Below are 16,788 nucleotides of genomic sequence, written 5' to 3' on the forward strand. Positions count from 1 at the left end.
CTGGCTTTACAAGCACCCTGTTGAGTTCTCAAAGAACAACCACACACCAGACCCGCACCGCCATCGGCGACCCGCATCCGGGGCAACTCCTCCACTCTACCCGGCCCGGTTCGTGCCGTCAACAACCCGTTTGTCGGGATTGACGCCACCCCCAGACCGCGCAACAACCGGACCGACCTTCATCGGCCCCGCGTCACGGAGGGAGAATACGACAGGCCGTCCGCAGCGAAGCCCTTCGGCCCCGCACCTCGTCCGGTTCCCTGCCGGCCGTTCACTTTACCCGACACCGGCGCCCGCGCCAAACCGAGTCCATCGATTCGGTGAAACCGCCGCCGCCATCGGGCAACCGGTCGAGGCCGGCGCACCGCGCCACCCGCCCGGACCCGCATCACCACCAGAGATGATCTCCAGCGGCCCCGCGGGCAGAGAGAAAACTACGCCCAGCCGGGCCGAATTCTCAAATCCGGGCGCCGTGTCGCCCGCCACACCGCCGCGGTAGTGGCCGTTGAACCACTCGACGGGCGCTGCGCGGTCGACGCTCGGTGGGCGCATCCTTCGTACAACACCCACCGGCAAACGTTCATCTCCGATCGGCGACCGACCCCGCACCGACGACGTCGGTACCGGCCGGGCGACCGCGACCGGCACGCCCGGCCGGTACCACCCGGATTCCCGTCCGGCGCCACCACCGGCCGGGTCACGGTGCGCCGTCGCGGAGGAAGGCGAGGACCGCGAGTACCCGACGGTTGTCGTCCGGGGTCTGTGCGAGCCCGAGCTTGCCGAAGATCGCGGCGATGTGCTTGGTCACCGACTGCTCACTGAGGTACAGCTCCCGGGCGATGGCCGCGTTGGTCCGGCCCTCCGCCATCAGGGCGAGCACCTGCCGCTCCCGACCGGTGAGAGCGGTGACCGGTGGGCGCTGCCGATGCCGGGACAGCAACCGGCCGATGACGGTCGGATCGATGACGGTACCGCCGGCCGCTACGTCCCGTACCGCCGCGACGAAGTCCACCACGTCGGACACGCGGTCCTTGAGCAGGTAGCCGACCCCGGTCGGGTCGGAGCCGAGCAGTTCGGCGGCGTAGGTCTGCTCGACGTACTGGCTGAGCACCACGACCGGCAGGCCCGGGCGGTCGCGGCGCAGCCGCAGCACCGCCCGCAGTCCGTCGTCGGTGTTGTCCGGCGGCATCCGTACGTCGGCGATGATCAGGTCGGGGCGCTCCGCACCCGCAGCCGCCAGGAGTCCCGGCGCGTCGCCGACCTGGACGACGACCTCGTACCCGGACCGCTGGAGGATGTGGGCCAACCCTTCGCGGAGCAGGACGAAGTCCTCTGCCACGATCACCCGCGTGGTGGGCACGGTACCTCCAGGCGCAACACGGTGGGGCCGCCGGGCGGGCTGGAGACCAGTAGGCGTGCGCCTACGGCGTCGGCCCGGTCGGCGAGCCCCTGCAGCCCGGTACCCCTGGCCGGGTCGGCACCGCCATGACCGTCGTCGCGGATCTCGACCGTGACACCGCGCCGGCCGGACCGGACCGCGACGGTCGCCTGCCGGGCGCCGCTGTGCTTGTCGATGTTGGTGAGCGCCTCGGCGACCACGTAGTACGCGGTCGTCTCGACGGACTGCGGCAACCGCCCGTCGAGCCTGATGTCGGTGGAGACCGCGACAGCCGACCGCGCGGCGAGGTCGGCGACGGCCGCCGGGAGTCCCCGGTCGGTGAGCAGCCAGGGGTGGATGCCGCGCACGACGTCGCGGAGCTCGTCGAGAGCGACCTTCGACTCCTGGTGGGCCACGGCGAGCAGCCGGTCGAGGTCCGCCCCCTCGCCCGACCGGAACGCCAGCCGGGCCAGCCCCAGGTTCACGCTGAGCGCGAGCAGCCGCTGTTGCAGGCCGTCGTGCAGGTCGCGTTCGATGCGTCGCCGTTCGCTGTCGAACCCCTGGACGATGCGGGCCCGGGAACTGGCCAGCTCGACCAGGCGCGATCCGTCCGGGGCGACCACCAGTGCCCTGGTCACCGCGGCACGCATCGCGGCAACGGCGGTGACCAGGTACGCCATGGCTACCGCGGTCACCACGCCGGCCAGCGGCAGGAGCCAGATGACCCCCGCGTCCCGCAGCCGTACCGCGTGGGGAACCGACGCTGCCGGCAGTGCCGCCACCAGCAGCGGGGCGGACAGCGGCAGCAGCGTGAGGCAGCCCGCGGCGACGACCGTGGCCAGGTCGACCACCCACAGCGCGACCGCGACCAGCACGGTGAAGGCGACCTCCTGCCAGGTGGCGGGCTCGCGGAGCCGGGCGGCCAGCCAACCGACCGGGCCGGGCCGCCGTAGGCGCCCGTGGGGGCTCGGGGCGGTACGGGGATCGACCAGGCGTAGCCGGCGCCGTTCGATCGCCGCGACCACGATCCCGACCGCCGCCGGTCCGACCGCGGTGGGCAGCAGCAGCGGAAGGGCGACCAGCGCCGCGACACCGACCGGCACGCCGGTCGCGAGGTAGGCCAGGGCCCGCCACGGCACGGCGGAGCCCGCCAGCCGCAGCGGCGCATCGCGTACCGCCGCCCAGGGTGTCGGGGCGGTCATGCGGTCACCGTAGCGGCTGGTCCGGTGTCGACCCAGTGGAGAAAACTCCACCGGTCGACCCGGTGGAGTTTTCTCCACCACCGGTGTGGAGACGACCGGGTTCCGGACGGGGCGTCGCCACCGGCACCGTGATCGGCATGAGCACCCGATGGAGCCGCCGCAGCAGGTACCTGCTGCTGGTGCTGCACTATGTGACGTCGGTGGGCTGGCTCGGGGTCGGGATCTGCCAGTTGACCCTGAACCTGATGGCCCTCACGACCGGCGAGCCGTTGCTGCGCCACCACGTCCACGAGATCGCGCACGTGCTCGACCGGTGGGTGTTCCCGCCGCTGGCGGTCGGGGCGGCGGTGACCGGCGTCCTGCTGTCCTGGCGCTCCCGCTGGGGCCTGCTGCGGTACTGGTGGATCGTGGTCAAGCTGGTACTGACGGTGGCGCTGATCGTCGCCCTTCCGGTCTGGCTGGGCGACAGGGTGAACGAGGCGATCACCGCGACCGCGCCGGCCGACCCGGGCGCGGACTATCCGGCGGTACGGGCCGAACTGCTCGCCGGTTCGGTCGGCGTCCTGACCACCCTGGTGTTGATCGTGATCGTCTCGGTCGTCAAGCCCTGGGGCCGCACGCCGCGCCCGGGCCCGATCCGCGCGTCACGGACCGGCATGAAGTGGCCACGGAACGCAGGGTCAGCCCGTCCCCTCGGCCCTTCGGATGACCGCCCCCTGTCGCCATCGACACAACCCCGGTGACACGCCCCCGCGACACGCCGACCGACGGCCCGCGGGCGACTACGGTCATGGGGTTCGGCGCCGCGCGGCACCGGTACGGTGGCACCCGGGGGGATCGCTTTGACAGACCAGTTCGTCCATCTGCACGTGCACTCCGAGTACTCGATGCTGGACGGGGCCGCCCGGCTCAAGGAGATGTTCGGGGAGGTCGAGCGGCTGGGGATGCCAGCCGTGGCGATCACCGATCACGGGAACATGCACGGGGCGAACGACTTCTACAAGCGGGCCGTGGCGGCCGGTGTCACCCCGGTGATCGGCGTCGAGGCGTACGTCGCGCCGGCCACCCGGTTCGACAAGAAGCGGATCTTCTGGGGCACCCCGGAGCAGAAGCGCGACGACGTGTCGGGTAACGGCGCGTTCACCCACATGACACTGTGGGCGCGGAACGCCGAGGGCCTGCACAACCTGTTCCGGCTGAACTCCCGGGCGTCGATCGAGGGCCACTACGTCAAGGGCCGGATGGACGCCGATCTGATCGCCGAGCACTCCGCGGGCATCATGGGCACGACGGGCTGCCCGTCGGGCGAGGTGCAGACCCGGCTGCGGCTCGGCCAGTTCGATGCGGCTGTCGCCGCCGCCGCCAAGTACCAGGACATCCTCGGCAAGGAGAACTACTTCCTGGAGCTGATGGAGCACGACCTGGAGATCGAACGGCGGGTCCGTGACGGCCTGCTGGAGATCGGGCGCAAGCTCGGCATCCCGCCGGTGGTCACCAACGACTCGCACTACACCGTCGCTTCACAGGCGGAGGCGCACGACGCGCTGCTGGCCGTGCAGACCGGAGCCAACCTGTCCGACCCCAACCGGTTCCGACTCGACGGCGGCGGCTACTACATCAAGTCCGCCGAAGAGATGTACGCCTTGAACTCCTCGGACGTGTGGCAGGAGGGGTGCCGCAACACCCTGCTGATCGCCGAGCGGGTGGATACCACGGGCATGTTCGAGTTCTACAACCTCATGCCCAAGTTCCCGGTCCCGGAGGGCGAGACCGAGGAGTCGTGGTTCCGTAAAGAGGTCTGGCGCGGCATGGAGCGCCGGTGGCCGGAGGGGTACGACGAGGAGCACCGCAAGCAGGCCGAGTATGAGCTCGACATCATCTGCCAGATGGGCTTCCCGGCCTACTTCCTGGTGGTGTCGGACTTCATCATGTGGGCCAAGAACAACGGGATCCCGGTCGGCCCGGGGCGTGGTTCGGCCGCCGGCAGCATCGCGGCGTACGCGCTGGGCATCACCGACCTGGACCCGCTCGCGCACGGCCTGATCTTCGAGCGGTTCCTCAACCCCGAACGGGTGTCGATGCCCGACGTCGACATCGACTTCGACGAACGTCGGCGCGGCGAGGTCATCAAGTACGTCACGGAGAGGTGGGGCTCGGACCGGGTCGCGCAGATCGCCACGTTCGGCACAATCAAGGCCAAGGCCGCCATCAAGGACGCGTGCCGGGTCCTGGGTTATCCGTACGCGCTCGGCGACAAGATCACCAAGGCCATGCCGCCCGCGGTGATGGGCAAGGACATCCCGCTGTCGGGCATCTTCGACAAGAACCATCCGCGGTACGGGGAGGCCACCGAGGTCCGGCAGCTGACCGAGAACGAGCCAGACGTCGCCCGGGTGATGGAGGTGGCCCGGGGTCTGGAGGGCCTGGTCCGCCAGCTCGGCGTGCACGCCGCCGGCGTCATCATGTCCGCCGAGCCGCTCATCGACCACGTGCCGCTGGTGCAGCGCGACGCGGACGGCTCGATCATCACGCAGTTCGACTACCCGACCTGCGAGTCGCTCGGCCTGCTGAAGATGGACTTCCTCGGCCTGCGGAACCTGACGATCATCGATGATGCGGTCAAGAACATCGAGGCGACCACCGGCCAGAAGATCGACCTGCTGAAGCTACCGCTGGACGACAAGCCCACGTACGAACTGCTCGGCCGCGGCGACACGCTGGGCGTGTTCCAGCTCGACGGTGGCGGCATGCGCCAGCTGCTGCGGCTGATGAAGCCGGACAACTTCGAAGACATCTCCGCGGCCCTGGCGCTGTACCGGCCGGGCCCGATGGGGGCGAACTCCCACACCAACTACGCGCTGCGCAAGAACGGCCAGCAGGAAGTCACTCCGATTCACCCGGAGCTCGAAGAGCCCCTGGCCGACATCCTCGACATCACCTACGGCCTGATCATCTACCAGGAGCAGGTGCAGCGCGCCGCGCAGAAGCTCGCCGGCTACAGCCTCGGCAAGGCCGACAACCTGCGCCGTGCGATGGGCAAGAAGAAGAAGGAGGTCCTGGAGAAGGAGTTCGTGCCCTTCCGCCAGGGCATGCGCGACAACGGGTACTCCGACGAGGCGATCCAGAAGCTGTGGGACATCCTGGTCCCGTTCGCCGACTACGCCTTCAACAAGGCGCACACCGCCTGCTACGGGATGATCTCGTACTGGACGGCGTACCTGAAGGCCAACTACCCGGCCGAGTACATGGCTGCCCTGCTGACCAGCGTCGGCGACAAGAAGGACACCATGGCGCTGTACCTCTCCGAGTGCCGCACCATGGGCATCAAGGTGCTGCCGCCGTGTGTGAACGAGTCGGCCGGGCCGTTCACCCCGGTCGGCGACACCATCCGCTTCGGGCTCGGCGCGGTCCGCAACGTCGGCGCCAACGTCGTCGCGTCGATCGTCGAGACCCGCAAGAAGAAGGGAAACTACACCTCGTTCGCGGACTTCCTGTCGAAATCGGAACTGGTGGTGTGCAACAAGCGTACGGTCGAGTCGCTGATCAAGGCCGGTGCGTTCGACGGCGTCGGGCACACCCGCCGGGACCTGCTCGCCCACCACGAAGCCGGCATCGACGCGATCGTGAGCGTGAAGCGGCAGGAGGCGGCCGGCCAGTTCGACCTGTTCGGCGACCTCATGGCCGACGACGACACGCCGTCGACCCCGGTCGGCCTCGACTTCGCCTTCAGTGGCCAGGAGTGGCCCAAGAAGGAGAAGCTCGCGTTCGAGCGGGACATGCTCGGCCTGTACGTGTCCGACCACCCGCTCGCCGGCACCGAGCGCATCCTCAAGGCCAACTCCGAGCAGCTCATCAGCGAGGTGCTCGCCGAGGAGACGCCCGACCGCAAGCCGGTCGTGCTCGCGGGCATGATCTCGGGCATCACTCGCAAGATCACCAAGCAGGGCGCGACCTGGGCCATCGTGAACCTCGAGGACCTGAGCGGCAGCGTCGAGGTGCTGTTCTTCCCGAAGTCCTACGAGCTGCTGCGCGATCACCTGATCGAGGACACGGTGGTGAAGGTGTCCGGGCACGTCAGCAAGCGCGACGGCGCGACCAGCGTCTTCGGGCAGGACATGGCGCTGCTCGACGTGCCCAACACGGTCGCCGGCCAGGAACCGCCGATCACGCTGGTCACGGCGCTGGAGAAGGTCACGCCGGAGCTGGCCAGCGAGCTGCGGCAGATGCTGACCGCGCACCCCGGTGAGGTACCGGTACAGCTGCGGCTGCGCCGGCGCGACGGCGGCACGCTGCTGCTGGCCCTGGGCCCGGACTTCAAGGTCAACAACGACATCGCGTTCCGCTCCGAGGTCAAGATGCTCCTCGGCGCCGGCGGTATCGAGTGAGCCCGGCGCTGCTGGCCCACGTCGCCGTCCACACCGGATCGACGCCGGTACGACCGACCACCGGTGTCGCCGTTCCCGGCCCCGGGTAGGCTGCGCGGCAGGCGGAAAGGCGGTTGACGATGGGGGTGGACGGGGATCTCGACCCGTTCGTGGCGGCGCTGGACTACCCGATGGTCATCGTGACCGCGGTGCACCGCGACACCGGCACGCGCGCCGGCTGCCTGGTCGGCTTCACCACCCAGTGCGGCCTCGGCCCGGACCGGTACCTGGTGTGCCTGTCACAGAACAACTTCACCTACCGGGTGGCGCTGCACGCCGACGTCCTGGCCGTGCACAGTCCGGACGCGGGCCGGCGGGACCTGGCGGTGCTGTTCGGCACCGAGACGGGCGACGAGGTGGACAAGTTCGCCCGCTGCGACTGGCGGCCCGGCCCGTCCGGGGTACCGCTGCTGGACGACTGTCCGCGCCGGTTCATCGGTACCGTCCTGGACCGGGTCCCGCTGGGCAACCACACCGGTTTCCTGCTACGGCCCGACGGTCCCGCGGGCGGCGCCGACGGCCGGCCGCTGATGTTCTCGGACGTCCACGACCTGCAGGCCGGTCACCCCGCCTGACACGCCGGACCGTTCGGTACCGCGGTCGCCTCCGGCGGCCACACCGACCCCGACGGGCTTCATCCGCCGGGCCGGCGAGGCGATGTACGCGGTGCAGCGGCGGCGCCGGCGGGGCGGGGTCAGCGTGAGTGCGGCGGTACGGTGATCGAGCGCTTCAGGATCTTGCCGGTGGCGCCCTTCGGCAGGGCGTCGACGATCCAGACCTGGCGCGGGTACTTGTAGGCCGCGATCTGGTTCTTGACGTGGTCGCGCAGCTCCTCCGGCGTGGCCGTGGCGCCCGGTCGCAGTGACACCACGGCGACCACCTCCTCGCCCAGGGTGCGGTGCGGCATGCCCAGCACGGCCGCCTCGGCCACGGCCGGGTGCTCGTACAGGACCTCCTCGACCTCGCGCGGGTACACGTTGTACCCACCGCGGATCACCATGTCCTTGGTGCGGTCGACGATGGTGTAGTAACCGTCGGCGTCCCGGCGGCCCAGGTCGCCGGTGCGCAACCAACCGTCCACGATGGTCTCGGCGGTGGCGTCGGGGCGGCGCCAGTACCCCTTCATGACGTTGTGCCCGCGGATGAGGATCTCGCCGACCTCGCCGTCGGGCGCGTCGGTGCCGTCGGCGCCGACGACCCGCATCTCCACCCCCTGGATCGGGGTGCCGATCGAGCCGGGCTTGCGCGGCCGGTCGGGGTGGTTGAAGCAGGCCACCGGGGAGGTCTCCGACAGCCCGTACCCCTCCAGGATCGGCGTGCCGAACCGCCGCTCGAACCGGTGCAGCAGTTCGACCGGCAGTGCCGCGCCGCCGGAGACGCAGATCCGCAGGGCGGACAGGTCGTGGTCGGCGGCGCCGGCGGCGCCCAGCAGCGCGCCGTACATGGTGGGTACGCCGGCGAAGGCCGTCACCTTGTGGTTGACGAAGATGTCGAGCGCCTGTACGGGGTCGAAGCGCGGCAGCAGGGTCAGGCACGCGCCGACCCGGACGGCGCAGTTGAGCGCGACGGTCTGGCCGAACGAGTGGAACAGTGGCAGCGCGCCGAACAGGACGTCGTTCTCGGTCAGGCGCAGCAGCGTCGCGCCGCTGACCTCGGCGTTGAGTCGCAGGTTGTCGTGGGTCAGCTCGGCGCCCTTGGGCTGCCCGGTGGTGCCCGAGGTGTACAGCACGACGGCGGTGTCGTCACCGGACCGGTCGACGACGCCGGGCGTCGGCTCGTGGGCGGCCAGCAGCTCGGCGAAGCCCGCCGGCTCGACCAGCACGCTGACCCGGTCGGCCGGGCGCGCCGCCGCCTCCGGATCGGCCCCGGCGTGCCACGCCAGCAGCCCGGCGGCTTCCGAGTCGTCCAGGTAGTAGTCGACCTCACGCCCCTTCAGCAGCGGATTCATCGGTACGACCACCGCACCGGCGCGCAGGATGCCGTAGTAGATGACCGCGAACTCGCAGACGTTCGGCAGCATCAGGCCGACCCGGTCACCCGGCTCCACCCCGCGGGTACGCAGGTAGGTCGCGAGCCGGGCGGAGGCGTCGTCGAGGTCGGCGTACGTCATGACGCGGTCGCCGAGCCGCAGGGCGGGCCGGTCCGGGAACCGCTCAGCGGTCCGCACCAGGTTCTCAGCCAGGTTGGCCATGGTTCCTCCTCGCCGGCTGGCGGGCGCCCACCCACCCAATCGATCGTTCAGTCACACCGCGTGGCCGAACGTTAGGTGAGCGGCTGTTCGGTTGTCAAACAAATCATTTTCCGGACAGGTCGGTCTCCCCGCCCCTCATGCCGGCATCAACCGCTCGGTCTCGGCGTAGTACGTCTCGGCCGCGCGTGACGCGGCCACCCCGTCCCCGGCACAGACCGCCTCGACCAACCGGGCCAGCCGGTCGGCGACCGCGACCGGGTCGGCGAACGGCGCCGCGAACAGGTGCGGCACCTCCTCGTAGGCCCGCAGCAACGAGTTCACCAGCAGGGCGTACACCCGGTTCGCGCACGCCGCGGCGAGAATGCGGTGCGCCGCCCACTCGGCGCGCCGGGCGGCCTCCGCCGAGCCGGCGGCCCGCACCTCGGCGACCAGGGCACGCAGCCGCGCCCGCTGCTCGCCGGTGGCGTGCCGGGCCGCGCGCGCGGCGACCAGGGCGCCGATCTCCCGGCGGGCCTGGAGCACCTCGGCTAGCCAACCCGCGTCGCCCCGGTGGCGCAGGCCCGCCGCGACCAGGTACGGCAGCAGGCCCGCTCCCCCGTCCCGCCGGAAGTCACGGACCCGGGTACCGATGCCGTGCCGTGTCTCCAGCAGCCCGGCCTCGACGAGCCGGACCAGCGCGTGCTTCAGCGAGGTACGGGTGACGCCGTACCCGGCCGCCAGGTCACGTTCGGGCGGTAGGTACGAGCCGGGCGGGTAGCGCTCGGCCAGCACGTCGGCGCGCAGCCGCGCGACGAGGGCGTCGACCACGCCCTGCCGGGCGATCGGAGTCCGGGTGGGTGGCGGATCCACCGCTCCACGGTGGGGCTATGCATAGATTAATATCAATGCTGTTGCGGCGACGAAAATTCGCGCAGTGCGATGAGTCGGGCGGAACGCGGTCAGAACTCCTCGCCGACCAGCACCGCCTCCGCCGGCACCGTGTGCGGGTCCGGTTGGCCGGCCCGCCGCGCGACCAGCAGCACAGCGGCGACCACGCAGCAGACCGCGGCCACGACGAACGGCGCGTGCGCGGAGCCGAACCAGCCGGCGACGTGCCCGACCAGCGTGGCGGCCACGGCACCGCCCAGCCAGCGGCAGAAGTTGTAGCCGGCGCTCGCGACCGGCCGCGGAACCGGGCTGACGCTCATCGCGGTACCGGTGAACAGGGTGTTGAGCAGTCCGGAGACCAGGCCACTGAGCACCACGACGACCACCACGACCGGCTTGCTCCCCACCGCGAGCAGCAGCATCAGCACCGCGTACCCGGTCACCGCGAGCACCGTCGCGGACACCTCGCCGACCCACGCGGCCAGCCGCGGGGCGAGCGCCACGCCGGCCACGGCCACGCACAGCCCCCAGCCGAAGAAGACCAGCCCGACCTGCACGGCACTGAACTGGAGGACGAACGGCGTCCACGCGAGCACGGTGAAGAACGCCGCGGTGTAGAGCGCCGATCCGATCGCGGTACGGAGCAGGCCGCCGTGGCGCAGCGCGCGCAGCGGGTCGAGCAGCCCGACCCGCGGTCGGCCGGCCGGGGTGTCGGGGGCCAGGAAGGCCGCGCACAGGACCAGTGCGACGGCCATCAGCACGGCGGTACCGACGAACGGCGCCCGCCAGGAGACGGCCCCGAGCAGGGCGCCAAGCAGCGGGCCGACCGACAGCCCGAGCCCGAGCGCCGCCTCGTAGAGCAGGATCGCGCCCTGCTGGCCGCCGGTCGCCGCGCCGACGATCACCGACAGCGCGGTCGCGATGAAGAACGCGTTGCCCAGGCCCCACAGCCCGCGCAGCCCGATCAGCAGGCCGATCGAGTTCGCCGTCGCGCATGCCGCGGTGGCGATGACGATCAGCACCAGCCCGGTGAGCACGGTCCGCTTGGCGCCGAACCGGGCGCTGCACGCCCCGGTCAGCAGCATGGCGACCACCTGGACGCCCAGGTACGAGGCGAACAGCAGGGTCACCTGCGACGGGCTCGCCGAGAGCCCTTCGGCGATCGACAGCAGAATCGGGTCGACCAGTCCGATCCCCATGAACGCGATGACCGCCGCGAAGGCAGTGATCCAGACCTGTCTCGGCTGGCCCTGCACCGCCGCCATCAGGCCGGGGTGGTGGTCGTGCGAAGCCATGTGCTTCCTTCCCTGTCGAGCATGCGGATTCGGCGGGCACCGAAGTAACTTAGCAATACTAACTAGTTTGCCGCTTGATCCCGCAGTAACTCGCCTCACACCGGCACGTACCACCGGGCTCGGCGGGGGCCACCGGGCGCCGCGTTTCACCCCATCGACCACGGGTAATCGGCCGCGAGAGGCAAATACCTCGACAGCCATCTCGCCGCGAGACCGGGTGCGCCACGAGAACGAGCGCGCCGGCGACAGCGACGGCACCGGCACGACGACCACGACGCGAAAGGAAGTACCCCGTGAAAGCAGTGGTCTGGCATGGAAAGCGGGACGTCCGGGTCGACACGGTCCCGGACCCGACCATCCAGGAACCCAACGACGTCGTCATCCGCGTGACGTCGAGCGGCATCTGCGGCTCGGACCTGCACCTGTACGAGGTCCTCGGCCCGTTCATGTCCGAAGGCGACATCCTCGGACACGAGCCGATGGGCATCGTCGAGGAGGTCGGACCGGCGATCACCAACCTCCGCGTCGGCGACCGGGTCGTGGTCCCGTTCACCATCGCCTGCGGTCACTGCTGGATGTGCGACCAGGGCCTGATGACCCAGTGCGAGACCACCCAGGTACGCGAGCAGGGCAAGGGCGCCGCGCTGTTCGGGTACACCAAGCTGTACGGGCAGGTGCCCGGCGGCCAGGCCGAGTACCTGCGGGTGCCGCAGGCGCAGTTCGGCCCGATCACAGTACCCGACGGGCCGCCCGACGACCGCTTCGTCTACCTGTCCGACGTGCTGCCGACCGCCTGGCAGGCCGTCGAGTACGCCGCCGTCCCGCCGGGCGGCTCGCTGGTGGTCCTCGGCCTCGGCCCGATCGGCGACATGGCCACCCGGGTCGCCCTGCACCGCGGCGCCGGCCGGGTGATCGGCGTCGACCTGGTACCCGAGCGGCTGGAACGGGCCCGCCGCAACGGGGTCGAGACGATCGACCTGACCCAGCACGACGACGTGGCCGAGACGATCCGCGACCTGACCGGCGGGCGCGGCGCCGACTCGGTCATCGACGCCGTCGGCATGGAGGCGCACGGCTCACCGGTCGGCAAGCTCGCCCAGACCATGGCGGGCCTGCTGCCCGACGCCGCCGCCGAGAAGCTGATCGACAAGGCCGGCGTGGACCGGCTCTCCGCCCTGCACCTGGCCATCGACGCCGTCCGGCGCGGCGGCACGGTCTCGCTGTCCGGCGTGTACGGGGGAACCGCCGACCCGCTGCCGATGATGGTGCTGTTCGACAAGCAGATCCAGTTGCGGATGGGCCAGGCGAACGTGCGCCGGTGGGTCGACGACATCATGCCGCTGCTGACCGACGACACCGACCCGCTCGGCGTGGAGACCTTCGCGACGCACCGGGTACCGATCGACGAGGCGCCCCGGGCGTACCAGAACTTCCAGGAGAAGAAGGACGGCACGGTGAAGGTCCTGATCCAGCCGTAACCTACCGCGACCTGATCGTGCCCCGTACCGACCGGTACGGGGCACGCTCACATCCGGGCCGTGATCTCCGCGTTCAGGCGTCGTGGGGTCCGCGCGTCGCCGTCCCGGCCACCACACCCGCCCGACGGGTCCACCGCGCCGCCACGCGCGGCCGCCGGATCGGCCCGGCCGGTAGTGGATTGGCCACGCCGGCAACGATCTCGGGCGGCCGTCTCCGGCACCACCCGCCACTCATTGACTGCCCTAGATCAGTTGCCTACCGTACACCGATCAGTGACCAACAGTCACGGATGCGACGTCCGTACCCCCACGCCCCACCGGGCAACAGGAGGAGACATGGCGTATGCACGAAAGACTCCCGGAATCGTCGGCGAGATGGCCGCGGAGTTCGCCGGCACGGCGACCCTCATCCTCTTCGGAGTGGGTGTCGTGGCACAGGTGGTCGCCGGCGGCATCGGTAACCACGACAGCATCGCGTGGGCCTGGGGCCTGGGCGTGACGCTCGGCATCTACGTCGCCGCGCGGGCCACCGGCGCGCACCTCAACCCGGCCGTCACCGTCGCGCTCGCGGTGTTCGGCCGGGTCCCCTGGCGCAAGGTCCTGCCGTACTCGCTCGCCCAGACCGCCGGCGCCTTCGTCGCCGCGCTGCTCGTACGGTGGAACTACAGCGAAGTCCTGGCCTCGGCGGACCCCGGCCACACGATCAAGACGCAGGGGGTGTTCTCCACCCTGCCCGGGAACGGAACGCTGCCGGTCGGCCAGTGGGGCGCCCTACGCGACCAGATCATCGGTACCGCGATCCTGCTCTTCCTCGTCGTCGCCGTGACCGACCTACGTAACACCACCCCGGCGGCGAACCTCGCCCCGGTCGTGGTCGGGCTGATCGTGGTGGCGATCGGCATGGCGTGGGGTACCGACGCCGGTTACGCCATCAACCCGGCCCGCGACTTCGGCCCCCGGCTCGCCTCGTTCCTCACCGGTTACGCCACTGCCTTCACCGACCAGCACGGAGACGTGTACTTCTGGGTCCCCATCGTCGGCCCCCTGCTCGGCGGGGTCATCGGGGTCGCCCTCTACGAACTGCTCATCGGCCGGTTCCTGCCCCGCGAGGACACGGTCGTCGTACCGGGCCAGGCCGACTCCGCCGAGCCGGCGACGGCGAGCGCCTGACCGGACAGGCGAGCGCCCGACCGACACGCAAGCGCCCGACCGACACGCAAGCGTCCGACCGGACACTGGCCGGCACGCCGGACAGCCGAGCAGACACCGCCGCCGAGAGACATCTCGCGACCACACCGTCGAGAAGGGACGATCCGCATGGCCGACTTCGTTGGCGCGGTAGACCAGGGCACGACCAGCACCCGGTTCATGGTGTTCGACCACAGCGGCAACGAGGTCGGCCGCCACCAGCTCGAACACCAGCAGATCCTGCCCCAGGCCGGCTGGGTCGAGCACAACCCGGTCGAGATCTGGGAGCGGACGACCGCGGTCATCCGCACCGCGATGAACACCCTCAAGCTCGACGCGAGCGACCTGGCCGCGCTGGGCGTGACCAACCAGCGCGAGACCACGGTGGTCTGGGACCGGCGCACCGGCCGGCCGTACTACAACGCGATCGTCTGGCAGGACACCCGCACCGACCACATCGCGTCCGCCCTCGACCGGGACGGCCGCGGCGAGGTCATCCGGCGCCGGGCCGGCCTGCCGCCGGCGACGTACTTCTCCGGCGGGAAGCTCCAGTGGATCCTGGAGAACGTCGACGGGGTCCGCGAGGCCGCCGAGCGCGGCGACGCGATCTTCGGCAACACCGACACCTGGCTGCTGTGGAACCTGACCGGCGGCACCCGGGGCGGCGTACACGTCACCGACGTCACCAACGCCAGCCGGACCATGCTGATGGACCTGGAGACCCTCGACTGGGACGACGAACTGCTGTCGTTCTTCGGCATCCCGCGCGCCATGCTGCCGGAGATCCGGCCGTCGTCGGACCCCGACCGGTACGGCACCACCCTCGCGAACGGCCCCCTCGGCGGCGAGGTGGCGCTCACCGCCGACCTCGGCGACCAGCAGGCCGCCACGGTCGGCCAGGTCTGCTTCGCGCCCGGCGAAGCCAAGAACACCTACGGTACGGGCAACTTCATGCTGCTCAACACCGGGACCGACATCGTACGGTCGCGGCACGGCCTGCTCACCACGGTCGGCTACAAGTTCGGCGGCGAGGCCGCGGTGTACGCGCTCGAAGGTTCCATCGCCGTGACCGGGTCGGCCGTGCAGTGGCTGCGCGACCAGTTGGGCATCATCAGCGGCGCCGCGCAGAGCGAGGCACTGGCGCGCCAGGTCGAGGACAACGGCGGCGTGTACTTCGTCCCGGCGTTCTCCGGCCTGTTCGCGCCGTACTGGCGCTCCGACGCGCGAGGCGCGATCGTCGGCCTGTCCCGGTACAACACCAACGCGCACCTGGCCCGGGCGACCCTGGAGTCGATCTGCTACCAGACCCGCGATGTCGCCGAGGCGATGGCCGCCGACTCCGGCGTCGCCCTGGACGTGCTCAAGGTCGACGGCGGGGTCACCGCCAACCGGCTGTGCATGCAGTTGCAGGCCGACATTCTCGGGGTACCGGTGAGCCGGCCGGTGGTCGCCGAGACCACCGCGCTCGGCGCGGCGTACGCGGCCGGCCTCGCGGTCGGGTTCTGGAAGTCCACCGACGAGCTGCGGGACAACTGGAACGAGCACGAACGCTGGGAGCCGACCTGGTCGCCGGAGCGGCGCGAGGACGGGTACGCCAGGTGGAAGAGGGCGGTGCAGCGCACGCTGGACTGGGTCGACGTCGGCTGACCACCGCCACGCGGGTGGGCCGGTGCCGGCCCACCCGCGCGCGTCGGTAGGTACCGTCCGAAGAGGACCTCGACACCCCCGCGCGGTACCTGCGGCGGTTCAACCTCGAGTCGTGACCGGCATTCATCGTGAAGTGACGGTCGCGCGGCGCCGGTGACCGCCGCCTCACCCGATCGTGATGTGGGTTGGCGCACTTCAGTGGCGGATCGACCCCGGTACGTACCTACGCTCGGTCAATGCCCTGCGACTCCCACGACGACCAGCGCCACGGCACCGGGCGCGGCCGACGGCGGCGACCCCGCCGCGGCCGTCACACCGGCAAACCGACGATCGGGCCTCGTCCGGCCGGCATGGTGGCGGGCATCGTGCTCGCGACCGCCGGCCTCGCCTCGGCCGCCATCGCCGCCCCGACGACGACGTTCGGTACCGCCGCGGCCGCCGATCCGGCGCCCTCCGGTGGCGCGGAGCGCGCCGCCGACACCCGGGCGTCCCGGAACCTCAGCCGGCCGACCACCGCGGCCACCTCCTCACTGCCACCCGCCCCCGCCACACCCACGGCGGTCGTGCCCCCGCCCGAGCCGCCGGCCGCGCCGTCACCGACCAGACCCGCACCGGTTGCCGGGCTCGACCAGGCCGCGATGGACAACGCCGCCGCGGTGGTCGAGGCCGGGCGTCGGATGAACCTGCCGAAGCGGGCGTACCTGGTCGCGATCGTCACCACGCTCCAGGAGAGCCGGCTGCGCAACCTGGCCAACCCGCGGGTACCGGAGTCGCTGAGCCTGCCCAACGAGGGCACCGGGCACGACTACGACTCCGTCGGCCTGTTCCAGCAACGTCCGAGCCAGGGTTGGGGCAGCGTGCACGACCTGATGGACCCGGCGGCGTCCGCCCGCGCGTTCTACTCCCGGCTGGTCACCGTCCCCGGCTGGGAGCAGATGAACGCCGGGGACGCCGCCCAGGCGGTGCAACGGTCGGCGTTCCCGGACGCGTACCGCCAGCACCAGGCGCGGGCACAGCAGATCGTCGACGCCCTCGCGTAGCGCACCGGCACGCCGGTGGGATGGCCCGGTCCGCAGATCCGGCGGACCGGACTCGACTCGAGGTGTTCCGATCAAGCC

12 protein-coding genes are annotated in these 16,788 nt (G+C 71.0%); 7 read left to right on the forward strand and 5 right to left on the reverse strand.

Going from position 1 to position 16,788, the window contains the following annotated elements:
* Positions 1–697: 697 nt before the first annotated feature.
* Positions 698–1,360 carry a response regulator gene (locus tag ACNTMW_RS17225; RefSeq protein WP_426634655.1) on the reverse strand — a complete coding sequence of 221 codons (663 nt, stop codon included), beginning with the start codon at positions 1,358–1,360 and terminating at the stop codon, positions 698–700.
* Positions 1,342–2,580 (reverse strand): sensor histidine kinase, encoded by a 1,239-nt coding sequence (locus ACNTMW_RS17230; protein ID WP_426634656.1) that lies wholly within the window; start codon positions 2,578–2,580, stop codon positions 1,342–1,344. The genes ACNTMW_RS17225 and ACNTMW_RS17230 overlap by 19 nt, the downstream gene beginning before the upstream one ends.
* 137 nt (positions 2,581–2,717) lie before the next feature.
* On the opposite strand from ACNTMW_RS17230, the gene ACNTMW_RS17235 reads away from it, so the two are divergent.
* From ACNTMW_RS17235 to ACNTMW_RS17245, 3 genes are all read left to right on the forward strand, one after another.
* On the forward strand, positions 2,718–3,323 hold the full coding sequence (locus ACNTMW_RS17235; protein WP_426634657.1) for a DUF2269 family protein: 606 nt from the start codon (positions 2,718–2,720) through the stop codon (positions 3,321–3,323).
* 99 nt (positions 3,324–3,422) lie between these two features.
* On the forward strand, positions 3,423–6,965 hold the full coding sequence (gene dnaE / locus ACNTMW_RS17240) for a DNA polymerase III subunit alpha (RefSeq protein ID WP_426634658.1): 3,543 nt from the start codon (positions 3,423–3,425) through the stop codon (positions 6,963–6,965).
* 119 nt (positions 6,966–7,084) lie between these two features.
* Positions 7,085–7,579, forward strand: coding sequence for a flavin reductase family protein (locus tag ACNTMW_RS17245; protein WP_426634829.1), 495 nt, complete (start codon positions 7,085–7,087; stop codon positions 7,577–7,579).
* Positions 7,580–7,698: 119 nt separating this feature from the next.
* Here the strand turns inward: ACNTMW_RS17245 and ACNTMW_RS17250 are convergent, their stop codons facing one another.
* The 3 genes from ACNTMW_RS17250 to ACNTMW_RS17260 form a co-directional block, all read right to left on the reverse strand.
* Complete coding sequence (locus ACNTMW_RS17250) at positions 7,699–9,195, reverse strand: long-chain-fatty-acid--CoA ligase (RefSeq protein WP_426634659.1); 1,497 nt, start codon at positions 9,193–9,195, stop codon at positions 7,699–7,701.
* A 135-nt stretch (positions 9,196–9,330) separates the two neighbouring features.
* Positions 9,331–10,044 carry a FadR/GntR family transcriptional regulator gene (locus ACNTMW_RS17255; protein WP_426634660.1) on the reverse strand — a complete coding sequence of 238 codons (714 nt, stop codon included), beginning with the start codon at positions 10,042–10,044 and terminating at the stop codon, positions 9,331–9,333.
* Positions 10,045–10,133: 89 nt separating this feature from the next.
* Positions 10,134–11,357, reverse strand: coding sequence for an MFS transporter (locus ACNTMW_RS17260; protein ID WP_426634661.1), 1,224 nt, complete (start codon positions 11,355–11,357; stop codon positions 10,134–10,136).
* 293 nt (positions 11,358–11,650) lie between these two features.
* On the opposite strand from ACNTMW_RS17260, the gene ACNTMW_RS17265 reads away from it, so the two are divergent.
* The 4 genes from ACNTMW_RS17265 (at position 11,651) to ACNTMW_RS17280 (ending at position 16,710) form a co-directional block, all read left to right on the forward strand.
* Positions 11,651–12,835, forward strand: a complete 1,185-nt coding sequence (locus tag ACNTMW_RS17265) for a zinc-dependent alcohol dehydrogenase (protein WP_426634662.1) — start codon at positions 11,651–11,653, stop codon at positions 12,833–12,835.
* 336 nt (positions 12,836–13,171) lie between these two features.
* On the forward strand, positions 13,172–14,005 hold the full coding sequence (locus ACNTMW_RS17270; RefSeq protein WP_426634663.1) for an MIP/aquaporin family protein: 834 nt from the start codon (positions 13,172–13,174) through the stop codon (positions 14,003–14,005).
* A gap of 147 nt (positions 14,006–14,152) precedes the next feature.
* On the forward strand, positions 14,153–15,670 hold the full coding sequence (glpK, locus tag ACNTMW_RS17275) for a glycerol kinase GlpK (RefSeq protein WP_426634664.1): 1,518 nt from the start codon (positions 14,153–14,155) through the stop codon (positions 15,668–15,670).
* Between the two features lie 236 nt (positions 15,671–15,906).
* On the forward strand, positions 15,907–16,710 hold the full coding sequence (locus tag ACNTMW_RS17280; protein ID WP_426634665.1) for a hypothetical protein: 804 nt from the start codon (positions 15,907–15,909) through the stop codon (positions 16,708–16,710).
* Positions 16,711–16,788: the final 78 nt, after the last annotated feature.

Source organism: Planosporangium spinosum, assembly GCF_049999945.1.
GTDB lineage: Bacteria > Actinomycetota > Actinomycetes > Mycobacteriales > Micromonosporaceae > Planosporangium > Planosporangium spinosum.